Here is a 13662-nt window from a genome sequence, read left to right as displayed (position 1 = left end):
ATTAGGGGTCGAGTGGGTCTTTGGAGTTTACCTGTAGCGAGGCCCAATTTGGATAGTAGGCTGTCTCCTTGTCGTTCAGTTTTTTCAGATCACGGTAGGGAACGTATCCTAAGTCGCGTAGCGCAACTTTTTCCATGCCTTTACACATGTAGTTGGTTTGACTGCTGTCTGTTACGATCAGGATTGGTTTATTGACGGGCATGCTAAAACGGTAGATCATCCGGTTGGCATTACGTAAATTGGTTGTGGTGTGCCTGGCGTGGGGTTCTATCAGCACTGCTCCGGCGGGTATACCCAGCTGTGTTACCAAATACCTTTTCATCTCAACCGCCTCGTTAAAGGTGGTTTTGAAAGGATGGACATGGCCGCCTGATACGATCATGAATGGCGCAAGACCTTTCCTGAATCGTTTGGCACCGTCATCGCAACGCCTTGCCCCGCCAGGGTCCAATGGTACACCGGCTGTTTCCGGCCCCAAACCCGGAATCAAAATGGCGCTGTAGGGGTACGCGGTCCATTTGGTGCGCTTTATCTTTAAGTAAGGTCCTTTGTTCAGCCCGCCACTTAATGGCAGGTAGCGTGCGGCTTCGTCGCGCCCGTTCATTTTTAGCGCGCCGATAGCGGCATGCAGAGGAAGGTCGAAAAACAAATCACCCCTGTGCTTTTTATCGTTTATCAACCCTTTAAGCAAATCCTTAACCTGCTTATAAAACCGAGGGTCGCCAGGCTGAAAACTTATAGAATCTATTTTAGAGTACGTAGGCTTTGCCCCTGAGAAATAGACATCAAGAATACGATTGATCCCTCCGGCATCATCGTTCCAGGCTTTTCTAAGTAATGCGGTATCAGCCTTAATTACAGTTTCATAAGCACCCTTTGTTTTGAGTCTGGAAATTTCCGACCGCAGTGTTTTATCAACAGGGTAAAGCTTGACTAATTCATCGCCAACCGCTGCAACTTCCGCAGGCTGCCACTTTAGCGAATCGGTATAACATCCCACAGTTGGGCATGTCGCCAGTGCCTGCTTTAGCCGCTTAAAACGGATAGTCTGCAATTTTAGTAACACGGCGTCTTTTTGAAAACGATGAGTCATCCGACTATCTGCCTTCAACCCGGTTAGAAGCGGGAAATTCCGCGATGCCAGCATAGCGTCGGTACCACGTGTATATTGGCCCCTTGCGGGAACAGCAAATGCCAGCAACAGGGCAGCCGAAGCCCCCATCAGTGATGATAATATTTTACTCATTTTTTTTGATTGAAATTGGCCCGCCATCACAAACAAGAGAGCAAACCGGGTATGAAGCATACCGGGTTTGCTCATGATGGCAACAGGTTGTTTATTTCCAGCCCGGATTTTGTTTCAATTGTGGGTTTAGTGTGATGTCTTCGGATGGTAAAGGGTACAGGTAGTCCTTGTTTTCGTCAAAAGTTATGGTGATACCTTTTAAAGGATAAAAATTGCCTGATGTACCATTGGTAAGCGCCTTTTGGGTAACATTGATGATGCTTGAGGTACCAGCCGGTGCGCCGGATGCATTTCCGTTGTGCAAATACACATCGGTTTTACCATCATTGTTAAAATCAAACGAGCCAAGGCTTGGAAAATAGATACCCAACATCGGTTGCTCCAGCTTTTTTCCTTCTTTCCAGCGCATCAGGTCATCCCAGCGAAAGCCCTCATTAAACAATTCAATGCGCCTTTCACGACGGATCTCCAATATAATACCCCTGTTAACGCCACTCTCAACGTTAGGGTATTGCGCAATTAAATACGGATCGGGGTTGGCATTTGCGGCAGCCATGTTCATATTAGGCATACCTGCCCTGGCGCGTAATAAATTAACCGATCGATCAAGATCGGCCTGGGTTAATGTACCCAATTCTGCTTTCGCCTCTGCATATGCTAAAAGCGTTTCGGCGTACCTAAACAAGATCAGATCAGAATATCCTCCGTTAGAAACCCATTGATCTCTGGTAGAAAGGGCTTTAATTACCCGGTATCCTGTGGTCGTAATGCTTAAGTTAACAGGCTCGCGGGCTGTTTCGCCATAGGCGGCAAAATCGGGCCCGGCAGTTGTTTGCGTTAAGCGCGGATCGCGGTTTTGCATTTCATCATAAAACTGCTTGGTTTGATAATTGGGGATATCAGTGAAACGGGTACCGTCTTTCATCAGGTAACTGTTGATCATATCTTTAGGGATACCATAGGCACCGCCTGTGGCCGATGTCATAAAATAATTGATTCCGTTAACCTGGAAGGTTTTGTTAAAATCGCGCGCCAAAATAGTTTCTGTCGGCTCCTGGTCGATCCGTGCAAAAAGTTCGCGATAGGCTGTGGTAGGTCCTCCGGTGGTAAACAATTTATAAGCCCCCGAACTCATTAAAGCATCAGCCGCCGAAGCTGCCTCGTTCAACATGGTTTGGTAGTTGCTAAGGCCGTGGTATTTGCGCCACGTGCCCTCGTATAAACAAATACGGGCTTTTAACGCCAGCGCGGTATAGCCGGTAATCGTATTTATTTGAACCGTTTTAGGGATATTGGCAATAGCAAAGTTAATATCCGCCAGTACAGTATCCATTACTACAGTACGTGGGTCCCGGGCGCGGTAAAGGTCGGGGTCGTCGGCGGTTAATACATGTGTGTATAACGGCACATCGCCAAAAGTTTTTACCTTATCGTAATAGAAGTACGCTCTGAAATAGCGTGCTATACCGCCATATTTTTGCTTCGCAGCTACATCGGGGCATTTGCCGTAATTGGCCAAAAAGTAATTGATAGAACGCAGGCTGGAAAATGACCAGCCGCCGGTACCGCGGGCAACAGGCGTTACGCGAGCGCCCTTAACCCGGTCTGTAGCCAATAACGGCAAAATATTGTCGGACGATGCATCATCCGTGTAAACGGTATAAATGTTTGCCGAATTAACCGGTATCAGGTCATAAAAATCATTGGTATACACTTGCAGGTCTGTCGCGTTATTAAAAAATACCTGTGCGTCTATTTTATCAGGGGGGATTACATCAAGATAGTTCTTTTTACATCCTATTGCGCTTAGGGTTAGTAAACCTATTAACGCTATATATATGTTCTTCATTTTTTTCAAGTTTATAGGGTAACACTTAAACCAAAGGAATATACCTTACCCAGCGGATAGGATTCGCCGGCCCGGGCTATCGACCCCGAACCCGTAGTTACGTTGGCTGGGGTAGAGTAATCAATACCCGAACCCGCTGTTTCCGGATCGATATATTTTGTCAAATGACCAAAGCTCCAGGTAAACAAGTTCTCACCGCTAAAGTATAAGCGAAGTTTTTGAATACTGGCTCTTTTGGTAAGTCTTACCGGCAGTGTATAGCCGAGAGTTAAGTTTTTTACCCTTAAATAACCAACATTAGTAAGATAATAATCGTTGATCTCGCCTAACGAACGTAAAGCTCCCAGGGATGCATAGCCGCGTACGGCCTGCGGGTATGTATTATCGGGTGTTTGTGGTGTCCACGCGTTCGTGATCAGGTCCTTCCGGATAAAAGAAAGATAAGGCCTTTCATATGGCCCCCAGTAAATATCACCGGTGGGGTACCAATCCTGGTGCATTACACCGGTAGTGGCAACCATCAAATCAAAATTTTTCCAGTCGGCACCAATGCTAAATCCAAAAGGAAATTTAGGCATTACGTTGCCGATATCAACCAAATCGCCATGGTTGGCCAGGGTATTACTACCTTTGTTGATAGCCCCGTCGCCATTAACATCTACATATTTAATATCGCCCGCATGTAAACCTTTCCACTGCGCATTTTGTACGATGTTAATTTCATAGTTGTATACCTGGCCTAAAGATGTTGCCGGGTTAACAAACTTAGCCTGGTATGCCGCAGCTTCCGCGTCCGACTGGAACTGGCCGTCAATATGGTAACCGTATATTTCGCCCAGTTTCTGGCCCTCATAAAAAGAACTCATTAACCCACTGGGATTAGGGTATTTGGTAATTACGCCTACAAAATTATAAAGGCTCAATGTGGTTTTGAGGCGTAACGGTGAGCCTCCAACGTCAAAACTTGAGTTGTAGCCTATCTGTAATTCAAAGCCGCGATCACGCAGGCTGGCAATATTTTCCTTTGGCTCCGAAGCGCCGAAAACCGCGGGCAATGGCTGGCCGGGTACATACATGCCTGATATGTTTTTTTCGTACCAATCAAACGATACATTGAAATGGTCGTTAAACAGGCCCAGGTCGGCGCCAAAATCGATGGTCTTTGAATTTTCCCAGGTAACTACGCTCGGCAACGGAGAGGGTGCGCCTACATAATTAAGCCGGCTGCCATTTACCAGCCAGCCGGTTTGCCCGGTTGACAGGATCTGGGAGAACGTATATAAGTCGATGTTCTGGTTACCCAGTTGCCCGTACGAGCTTCTCAATTTGAGTGAGCTGATGGTCTTTTCTAAAGGTTTGAAAAAGTTTTCGCGGCTGATATACCACCCGGCGGAAACCGAAGGAAAAAAGCCGTAGCGGCTGGTTACCGGGAAGCGTGACGAACCGTCATACCGTCCGTTCACTTCCAACAGGTACTTGTTTTTGTAATCGTAATTAAACCGGCTAAAATATCCCCGTATGGCCCAAAGGCTCCCTGAGCCGGTGGCTTGCAGCAGATTAGTACCCAGGTTAAGGCTCGACAGGTTGCTCACCAACAGGTTACCCTGCTGCGCCGTTATATTATCAGCGCTGAAATCTTCCTGGTTGTAGCCTAACAACAGTTTAAAATGATGCTGATCGTTAAACAAACTTTTAGAATAGGTACCATACACATTAAGTGCATTATAATAGTTTTGATTACGTGTTTCGGTGAGGCTGTTGATACCCACTGTTTGCAGGTTAGCTTTTTGCGTAGTTAAATAGGTGATCGGATTCTCGCGTGTTGTAACAGCAATATGGTTAACGGTGTTACTATAATCGATATTTAAAACAAGGTCTTTAACCGGGGTAAGCCTCGCGCTCAGCGTGTTTACAAACTGCTCCGAATAGGTTTTTTGATAGCTGCTTTTGTCGCCTAACGCCGCTATTTCGCCATAGCCGTTATAATCATAAGGCACACCGTCGATACTGCTTGGCATAAAAGGGAATAAAAAGTAATAAGTGTTGCCGTTATAAATCCCGGTAGAGGGTACGTAACCAGCTTTTGAACCACCATATTCTGTTTGGTCGGCGGTACTTACCTGGATATTATCCGAAAGATCGAGCCATTTGTTAGCCCTGAAATTCAAATTGCCTTTAATGTTGTATTTAACCAGGCTGGCATCTACATTGCTTTGTATGGTGCCTACTTTATACGACCGCCCCGAAAGGTAGCCCTGCAGCTTATCGTTACCACCCGAAATAGAAAGGTTGTGCATTTGCGATGGCTGCCATTTTCTGAAAAGCAGATCGTACCAGTTTGTTTTGCCAAAAAACTTGTACGTACCGTCGGCCTGTTTCTCGTTAAAAGGTGCTAAAGTGCCATCTGCAACTTGCCGTTCTTTGGCATAGTCGGCATCTGTAAAGTTGGTATAATTTGTTCCGTTATAGCCGGATAGAAAAGCATCTACTATTTTCCCGTATTCGTACGGGTCGGTTATGTAATCGGTTCGCACAATAGGCGTGGTAAAGCCAATATTGTTGGTGTAATTTACCTCGGTATTGCCGGCTTTTCCTTTTTTTGTGGTAATCAGGATCACACCAAACGAGCCACGGGCACCGTAGATTGCCGCCGATGCCGCGTCCTTTAAAACAGTCACGGTTTCTACATCAAGAGGGTTTACGCGATCGATATCACCTTGTATACCATCGATTAAAATCAGTGGAGCGCCGCCGTTAATAGAGTTAAAGCCGCGGATATTGATGTCGGGTTTATCGCCCGGGTTACCCGTATTGGCCTGTATGTTTAAGCCCGGCAATAACCCTTGCAAAGAGTTAGCCATATTGGGAGTAGGATGCAGACCGATATCCGCGCCCGATATTTGTGAAACTGCTCCGGTAAGATTCACTTTTTTCTGTGTACCGTAGCCTACAACAATAACCTCATTCATTTGCTGGATATCATCCTCCAATATTACATTCGCTATTGATGGGTCGTTAGCTGGTAGTTCTCTCGAAATGTAGCCAGTGTAAGTGAATACCAATATTTCATCGGCAGCAATATCTTTTATTTCAAACATACCGTTTACATCGGCAGCTACCGCCCTATTTGCCTTTTTTGCGCGAATGGTAGCGCCAATCAATGGCGCACCTTTATTATCGGTAACCTTACCTTTTACTGTGATTGTGGCGGGCACCGGCGCAGCAGCTATTTCCGGAGTAGTTTTTTGCTGTAACAGAATGGTCTTATCAGCAATTTTATAACTTAAAGGCAGGTTTTTAAAACATTCGGCCAGGGCAACTTCTATTGGCGCGTTGCTGATGTGGATATTTACCTTTTGTTTCACATCCTTCGAATCGTAAAAAAACACATAGCCGGATTGTTGCTCTATTGATCGCAGAACTCTTTTTAACGGCACGTTATTTTCATCCAGCGTAATGCGCTGACTGAAGGTTTTGGCACTTACCTGTACCAACGCGACGATTATCAACAGGGTTGTTAGTTTCATCACCAACAATAATTTGGGAGGCAGCCATACCTTGGGCATGGCTTTAGTAAAAACATAAATTTTCATTACTTTTGAGGAGTTTGGGTTAATGACTTGAAATAGTTCGCCAATTATTTTGTTCCGGTTGCTACCGGATAAGGGTTAACCCAACTATAGCCGTAGAAGTGCTTCGACTCGCTTCTGCGGTTTTTTTTGGCCACCCTGTTGCGCCTTAGCGCCGTTGTCGTAAATCTCTTTTCATATTGCTCTTTTTTAATTAATTAGTTATGGCATTACAATTATCTTCCGGCCCTCCAGCCTGAAATGGATCTGTTTATAGCTTAATATGTCGGATACTTTTAAGGCGCTGGTGTTGCGGTATATCTTTCCGGAGAACTGGCGTTGCGGTATGTTGCCTTCATAACTGACATCTACATCATACCAGCGTGATAATTGCCTCATCACTGTTTGTATGCTGGCATCCTGGAATTTAAACAATCCCTGGTGCCAGGCAATAGCCTCTTCGGTATCGGCATCCGGATCAAGAACGATAGTTTGATTTGACTGTACCACTGCTTGCTGGCCCGGCTGCAAGGTTATGTTGCCCGTGGCATTGGATACACGGATACTGCCTTCGAGCAGGGTTGCTTTTATAACCGGTTCATCTGCGTAAGCGTTAATGTTAAAGTGGGTGCCAAGGTCTTCAATAATTTGGCCGGCTACACGTACGCGAAATGGTTTGGCAACATTATGAGCCACCTCAAAGTAAGCTTCGCCCGTAATGGTTACTTCACGTTCACGGCCATTAAAAACAGAAGGATAGGTAATGGATGAAGCTGCGTTCAGCCATACACGTGTCCCGTCGGCCAGCGTAAGATCGTATTTGCCTCCGCGCGGAGTTTTCAAAGTATTGTATGCATTTTCTGTAACCGGGTTATTTTGCCGGGCAGTTTTGTAAACAAGTTTACCATCGGCAGTTTTGCTGATCACTACGTTAGCTTCTTTGGCCAGTTGCCCGTTCTGAGCATTGCTTAGGTTGATTTGTTTGCCGCTCGAAAGAGTTAGTACCGCTTTATTGCCGCCCGGAGCGATATCATGTGGCGGCAGGTGCCTGGCAACAAAATGAGATTGTACGGTTGTTTTATGTTGTAGAGCATAGTAAGCGATCGTGCTTAAAGCGAACAGTAGCGAGGCCGCAACGGCGATACGAGGCCAAATTCTTCTTTGCTGCCGTTCTGGGATACTTATATCGGCTGTTTCTACAATTGCGGCGTTATTGCTTATTTGATACCTTATTCTCTCCAAAACAGTTTCCGCTAACACATTTAAATACTCATCGTTCGGCTCATGCTCCGGGCTTTCCAGTTCGTGGATAATAAGTTCGCGTAAGTATATTTCATTATCGGTATTAAAATACGCTATAAGGGCCATCACCTCAGCTTCGCTGCAACGATTGGCCAGGTAACGGTTAAAGATTTCTTTGAGTTGCAAATTTTCCAAATGGATACTTTTAACGCTATTACGAATGAAGCGAGCGCGACATATGCCCGGATGAAAAATATTTTTTTTAGCGCCTTAACGGGCGGGTAAGGTGGCTATCACAAAAAGGAGCAACGCCAGGTCGGCAGAATTAAAATACTTTCGTACAGTGCGGCCGGCCTTTACCATATGGTCGTTTACTGTCCCGGATGATATTCCTAACAAGGCTGCTGTCTCTTCGTAACTTTTACCCTCAATCTTACAAAGGATGAAAATTTTTTGGCGCTGAGGCGGCAATGTGCTGATAGCTTGTTGCAAAAGTGACTGCCCGTCCTTTAGATCGATAGTTTCTTCTGTATCATGACACAGCTCGGTAGAAACGTTGACCAGATGCGACAATAACTTTTTATCATATGCAGCACGCCTGAACAGATCAGTGATCTTATTTTCGGCGATCCGAAACAGGTAAGATCGTAGGGATTGATCAGGGTCAATGCTTTCACGTTTTTCCCAAAGTTTTAAAAATATATCCTGTAAAAGTTCGGCGGCAATTTCTTCCTGCTTCACCAGGCGGATCAATTTTTTTAATATCCGTACGCTATACAACCGATATAATTTTTCGAATGCCCGGGTGTCACCTGCGTTTAGAAGAACAACCAATTCTTTTTCTTCCTGTAGTGCTGCCGGGGTTTGAGAATACATGGAGATGGGGTGCCTAATAATTTAGCTCTCAATATTAAACATTCTAATCATAAAGCTAAATACAATTCCTCAATCTTAATGCATAGGTAACAATTATTTAATTTAAACGGCTTCCATCAAGCACCCGGACAAGAGCGATAGTATAGCAGGGAGGATTAATTCGGACGTTTGAACAGCGAGAACACCCTTTATGGACAAGGATGCAATGAGAACCTGCATTTAACTAATCACTATTTGCCTGATGTAAATTAAAAACAAAGGATTAAGCTATCGCTTTATGACTCATCCAGGACCAGAGTAATTTTGATTTGCCGTAAATCAATTGAAAGTTCGGCAGTTTGCCGCTTTTTTGTTTTTGGTAGATTCGGTTCCTGTTTTGGTTATGAATTACCTGCTAAAGTTTAAACACAGGTTTTACAGTTGCACAATATTGTTCCTGATGGCAAAGGTGACCAGGCCGGTAACATTACGCGATCCGGTTTTTGCCAATAAATTATTTCGGTGACCATTAACAGTTTTTACACTGATGAAGAGTTTTTCGGCAATTTCATCGGCAGTAAATTGCTGACACGTTAATTTAAGTACTTCTTCTTCTCGTGGGGAAATGTTAGTTAGCAGGCTTTTTGTTGGCTTTGTTGTTTTGGTCATGCTGCCCTGGATAGCCTTTAATGTCCTGCTGTTAATGTAACTGCCTTTTTCAAACACTGTAATAATAGCCTGCTGAACCTCCAAAGGGTCACAATCTTTAACCAGATAGCCATGAGCACCGTTTTTAATCAATTCGGCCATGAAATTTTCATCATCATGTACAGAAAGGATCAATACCTTGATTTCGGGAAATTTTTCGGCTAATGCCAGGGTAAGGTGTAAACCGCTATATTCCTTTTTATCGTGCGCCGGTAATGACAGATCGATCAACATCACATCGGGCACAACGGTAGCGTTTTGCAGCTTCTCAATAACCGAATATCCATCACCGCTTTCAAAGATCACTTCAAAATTATCCCAGCTGTTCAGTATAGCTTTGATACCTTCTCTAAACAGTAACTGGTCCTCAACTATACCTATTTTAATTGTGTTTTGCATTGCTGATGCGTTTAGGTGATATGGTTAGTTATAGGTATCGTAATTGTGGCCTTAGTACCCCGCTCATCTCCGTTGCCATATTCAAACCGGCCGTTCAGTGCTCTGGCTCTTGCTTCCATACTGGTAAGCCCTAATCCGCTTTGATTTGGTATAGCTTCAGGAAAACCAAGCCCGTCATCCTCAAAGTTAATGATCAGATCACCGCTTAAATAATCAAACTCCAAAAAAATATTACCCGCTTTTGCATGTTTAATTGTGTTGTTAATTAATTCCATCAATATCCTGTAAATACCCAGTGCAACCGGCCACTCAATTACGGGCCACTCACACTTAACTATAAAATTAACTGTGATCTCGCCCGATTGATTGATATGATCGATAACAGATTCGACTGTTTTGATCAATCCAAATGCTTCCAGTTGTGGCGGCATAAGCTGGTGACTAATGTTTCTGACACTTGAAATTGCAGTTTCGGATAAATTGATCAGATTTTGAATGCCTTCAGCAGTTGCGCTATTGGTTTGCACAGCCCCTTGCTTTTGCCGCATCAGCATCAGGTTCATTTTAATAATTGATATTACAGCGCCTATTTCGTCGTGCAGATCACCTGCTATCCGTTTCCGTTCCTCTTCCTGGATCATAATACTGTTGCGTAACAATTCGTCCTGCTGTATCGATTTTAATTCGGCCTTTTCCAACTCAACCTCGATCAGGTTTTTTTGAAAGTTTACATATAAAAATATCACACCCAAAGCGATGATAAATAAGATAATGGTGAATGGGATAATGGCATCAACGCTGTTCATTTAATTTGATGTTTTTCAGTATTCCGACAATAAAGCAGCAATGCATGGTAACGGTAGCAGCATCATTAAACAGCCACGCGATATAAGAAAACACATTATTGCTTAAATGTGCTATTAAGTAATTTGAAAAATAGAACAACACCAGCGTGGTTGAGAAATTGATAAATATGCCCGAATTGATCCAACTTAAAGCCTGGCCTATTGGTGGTTTATTTAACCCCGACCGCCGGTTTAACAATATAATAAACGTAGCAATAGACATGGTTGTGATGATAACATCTTCGGTAACCAGCGCGTTGGAATTAAAAGTTGAAATTTTTTGGAAGAATAAAGTATTGACGATCGAAAAGATCACAAAAAGTATGGTGGTTGTTAGTATTATCCTCCGGTTTATTAAATTTTGAAGTATCGATTGATAGAAATGTGCCAGCAGAATAAATTCTACCGGCACAAAAAAATGTAACAAAAACAAGTTATGGATATTTTTAAACCACAATACAAGCTGTATAAGCTGCATCAATGCTGCGAAAAAGATATATAACTTGAGTGAAGTTAGTTTACGGTCTATCTTTTTATAGTTGAGAGCAGCTATTAAAGCAGCTACGCAGGGCGGAATATTTACAGCAAAAAATATGATGGTGAACGTGGTATTCATATCCTAATAGTTAAAATCAAATGAAGGTGTTATGGGTTACATAAAGGAGGGCAGGGGTTGTTAAGATCTGCCACGTTCAATTCACCCGTTGGGTCATCATGTTCTGCCCCAAGGTAACCTTTATGGTTTTGATGAACTATTTTTCCTTTTGCATTAAAATATAAACGCTCTAAAATCAGGGTCCGACTACTATTAAATTGTACCGGCTGAAGGTATAGATGATAGTGAACCGAATCGGCGGGCAAAGTCTTACCGTCCCATCCCATAAATAGTATAACGCCGAGATTTTTTTTCGCAATAGAATCAATATTGGCCTGATTGCTAACACCCATACATTCAAGCAGGTCCTCGGTACGCATTCTTGCGTACCGGAACGGAACCTGACCAAATACTTTCTGACAAACAGCGCTAAAAATTATCGAATCTGAATGTGCTTTCGGGTAAGGGACCAAGTGGTCGAGCTTAATAATTTGCGCGGTATCGGGATGAGGTTTTTGTTTCTCATTTTCCTGCGATACCGTGTTTTTGCAAGACGATACAACAAAGATAAAGCTGATTAATAAGATAAATAAAATTGTTTTTTTCATGGGGATAAGGGTTTAAATTGAAATAAATATATTTTTTATTCTAAGATAAATCAAAAAACAAATCACTTAATGTCATCGCCCGGTTGTGGTGCCACAAACGGGTATTTATACCTATGCTTTTTAGCATAAAAGGTTATAAATATGGGTTTAACATATCAGTTATTTATCCTCTTACCTGCTATTTAAATACGCGCCACCTTTACATCATCAAAAAGCTTTTGGTAAAGTGGAGCAGAACCCACCCAAAAAAACGACCTGCCCGTACAGGATAAAACGGAGGCGGAAATCCGAAAAGCCTATAGAGTAGGAAACAAATAACATCATGGCAACAATTGATATACTATGCGTAATTGACACAAATGGGTTAATGCAAAAGGGCTTAAACCCAGGAACATTACAAGCTCCAACATCCCTTGGATCTTACAACGATTCGGACACTTTTATCTTTATGATCTGCGATGGGCAATATGCCTCTACCGATCAGGGAAAATCAGAACTTACAGTAAACGCAGTGACCGGTGATAGCCTGCGATGGACGATCGCTGATCCGTCAACAGGGTTACTTACCGATCAAACCGCTCATTCTTATAGCTGTATACTCTACAATTTTGCAAGTGCGGGTACGGGTACCGGTACAATTACCGAGCCCGTTTTAGTAACACAGCCGGCTATTATGTATTACAATAGTGCCGATAACCAGCCATCCGCAGCCGCCTATATGTGCTCTGCCTGGACAAGCTCGGTTTTAGAAGTGGGTACGGTTCAATATTCGTGGTCGTTCCAGGTAATTGATTGCATTAGCGGCAGCGTGGTTGGATACTACAGCTGGGATCCATTTATAAATATAACAGAGAATTAAGGCAACTTTTAACACTAAACCATACTACATAAAAACAACATCATGAAAATCAAAATATTCGTATTCCTTTTAATCCTGCTACCAATAACAGCAGCTTTTGGGCAAACAGCTAAACATACATATACCAAACTTGTAGTGGCGAATGACAAAAATACCTGGGTGGATGTGTATGTGACATTTGCAGCTCAAAATAGCAAGAACAACTGTTGTGCTGCACCGGCAGGTGTGGCAGATTTCAGTTTCTTAACAAAAGTACAGCCGCTTATGGGTAAATTTAAACTGGGCCCAAAATCCAGTCAGGTTTTTGATCCGAAAGGCAAATGTTTCAGCGGTAATATTTGTTTTTATATCGAACCTCAATGTCCTGTAAAAGGTGCCGATTTTAACCGCGGACAATACGGAACAAGTATTGCCGAATTTACCCTGAACCCCACTAAAGGCTGCTATGAGACTATCGATATCAGTTGCGTGAACGGCGTTAACAGCTTTATCAAAATGATTATGCAAGCGAATGGCGGCTGGGTATATGGCCCCAATAACACAGCTATTGATACGATATACAATAAAGGTTTAAAGGAAAATGCGGGCTTGCCCGGCGTATACCCGGTTAACTGCACCACATGTACGGCCACACCCAATGCGCCTTGTCCCTCGCTCCCCCTGGGGCCGGCGCAAAGTACGCCAATATGTAATGTGCAACGTTCAGGGAACGGCGGACTAGTTAGAGTGGTTCTGCAAAATAAATGATCGAAAAACAAAGGCCTGTTACGAAAGTATCAGGCTTTTGTTTAAGTGTTGTAATGATACCTTAAGCATTTAATTTTTTGATAATGTCAGGCAATCCAGGCGCAGAGAAAAAGATCTCATAAAAAAACCGCCCTGCTTAC

11 protein-coding genes are annotated in these 13662 nt (G+C 43.4%); 2 read left to right on the top strand and 9 right to left on the bottom strand.

The annotated features are described in order from the left end of the window. Position 1: 1 nt before the first annotated feature. From ACFGVR_RS01575 to ACFGVR_RS01535, 9 genes are all read right to left on the bottom strand, one after another. A complete protein-coding gene (locus ACFGVR_RS01575; protein WP_448700665.1) occupies positions 2-1246 on the bottom strand; it encodes a YdcF family protein in 1245 nt (414 codons plus the stop codon). Between the two features lie 91 nt (positions 1247-1337). Further along, positions 1338-3095, bottom strand: coding sequence for a RagB/SusD family nutrient uptake outer membrane protein (locus ACFGVR_RS01570; RefSeq protein ID WP_448700664.1), 1758 nt, complete (start codon positions 3093-3095; stop codon positions 1338-1340). Between the two features lie 11 nt (positions 3096-3106). Then, on the bottom strand, positions 3107-6688 hold the full coding sequence (locus ACFGVR_RS01565; protein WP_448700663.1) for a TonB-dependent receptor: 3582 nt from the start codon (positions 6686-6688) through the stop codon (positions 3107-3109). Positions 6689-6886: 198 nt separating this feature from the next. After that, a complete protein-coding gene (locus ACFGVR_RS01560) occupies positions 6887-8101 on the bottom strand; it encodes a FecR family protein (RefSeq protein ID WP_448700662.1) in 1215 nt (404 codons plus the stop codon). Positions 8102-8176: 75 nt separating this feature from the next. Continuing rightward, positions 8177-8782, bottom strand: a complete 606-nt coding sequence (locus ACFGVR_RS01555) for an RNA polymerase sigma factor (RefSeq protein ID WP_448700661.1) — start codon at positions 8780-8782, stop codon at positions 8177-8179. A gap of 414 nt (positions 8783-9196) precedes the next feature. Next, positions 9197-9868: a response regulator transcription factor gene (locus ACFGVR_RS01550; RefSeq protein ID WP_448700660.1), complete on the bottom strand. Its 672-nt coding sequence runs from the start codon at positions 9866-9868 to the stop codon at positions 9197-9199. Positions 9869-9879: 11 nt separating this feature from the next. Then, complete coding sequence (locus ACFGVR_RS01545) at positions 9880-10674, bottom strand: sensor histidine kinase (protein ID WP_448700659.1); 795 nt, start codon at positions 10672-10674, stop codon at positions 9880-9882. Beyond that, entirely contained in the window at positions 10661-11329 is a 669-nt protein-coding gene (locus ACFGVR_RS01540; protein WP_448700658.1) for a hypothetical protein, read from the bottom strand. Before ACFGVR_RS01540 ends, ACFGVR_RS01545 begins: the two co-directional genes overlap by 14 nt. 29 nt (positions 11330-11358) lie before the next feature. Further along, complete coding sequence (locus ACFGVR_RS01535; RefSeq protein WP_448700657.1) at positions 11359-11916, bottom strand: hypothetical protein; 558 nt, start codon at positions 11914-11916, stop codon at positions 11359-11361. A gap of 322 nt (positions 11917-12238) precedes the next feature. On the opposite strand from ACFGVR_RS01535, the gene ACFGVR_RS01530 reads away from it, so the two are divergent. Further along, the gene (locus tag ACFGVR_RS01530) at positions 12239-12775 is read left to right on the top strand and encodes an AidA/PixA family protein (protein WP_448700655.1); all 537 of its coding nucleotides are present in this window, start codon (positions 12239-12241) and stop codon (positions 12773-12775) included. 42 nt (positions 12776-12817) lie between these two features. Further along, positions 12818-13522 carry a hypothetical protein gene (locus tag ACFGVR_RS01525; protein ID WP_448700653.1) on the top strand — a complete coding sequence of 235 codons (705 nt, stop codon included), beginning with the start codon at positions 12818-12820 and terminating at the stop codon, positions 13520-13522. The last annotated feature ends 140 nt before the right edge of the window (positions 13523-13662 follow it).

The sequence above is a fragment of the Mucilaginibacter aureus genome, assembly GCF_053514885.1.
This window is presented reverse-complemented; position numbering and strand designations above follow the sequence as displayed.

Excerpts from the sequence above, each read along its gene's own strand:
- ACFGVR_RS01575 (WP_448700665.1), bottom strand. The coding sequence starts at position 1,246 with ATGAGTAAAATATTATCATCACTGATGGGGGCTTCGGCTGCCCTGTTG.
- ACFGVR_RS01565 (WP_448700663.1), bottom strand. The coding sequence starts at position 6,688 with ATGAAAATTTATGTTTTTACTAAAGCCATGCCCAAGGTATGGCTGCCT.
- ACFGVR_RS01570 (WP_448700664.1), bottom strand. The coding sequence starts at position 3,095 with ATGAAGAACATATATATAGCGTTAATAGGTTTACTAACCCTAAGCGCA.
- ACFGVR_RS01535 (WP_448700657.1), bottom strand. The coding sequence starts at position 11,916 with ATGAAAAAAACAATTTTATTTATCTTATTAATCAGCTTTATCTTTGTT.
- ACFGVR_RS01545 (WP_448700659.1), bottom strand. The coding sequence starts at position 10,674 with ATGAACAGCGTTGATGCCATTATCCCATTCACCATTATCTTATTTATC.
- ACFGVR_RS01525 (WP_448700653.1), top strand. The coding sequence starts at position 12,818 with ATGAAAATCAAAATATTCGTATTCCTTTTAATCCTGCTACCAATAACA.
- ACFGVR_RS01555 (WP_448700661.1), bottom strand. The coding sequence starts at position 8,782 with ATGTATTCTCAAACCCCGGCAGCACTACAGGAAGAAAAAGAATTGGTT.
- ACFGVR_RS01540 (WP_448700658.1), bottom strand. The coding sequence starts at position 11,329 with ATGAATACCACGTTCACCATCATATTTTTTGCTGTAAATATTCCGCCC.
- ACFGVR_RS01530 (WP_448700655.1), top strand. The coding sequence starts at position 12,239 with ATGGCAACAATTGATATACTATGCGTAATTGACACAAATGGGTTAATG.
- ACFGVR_RS01550 (WP_448700660.1), bottom strand. The coding sequence starts at position 9,868 with ATGCAAAACACAATTAAAATAGGTATAGTTGAGGACCAGTTACTGTTT.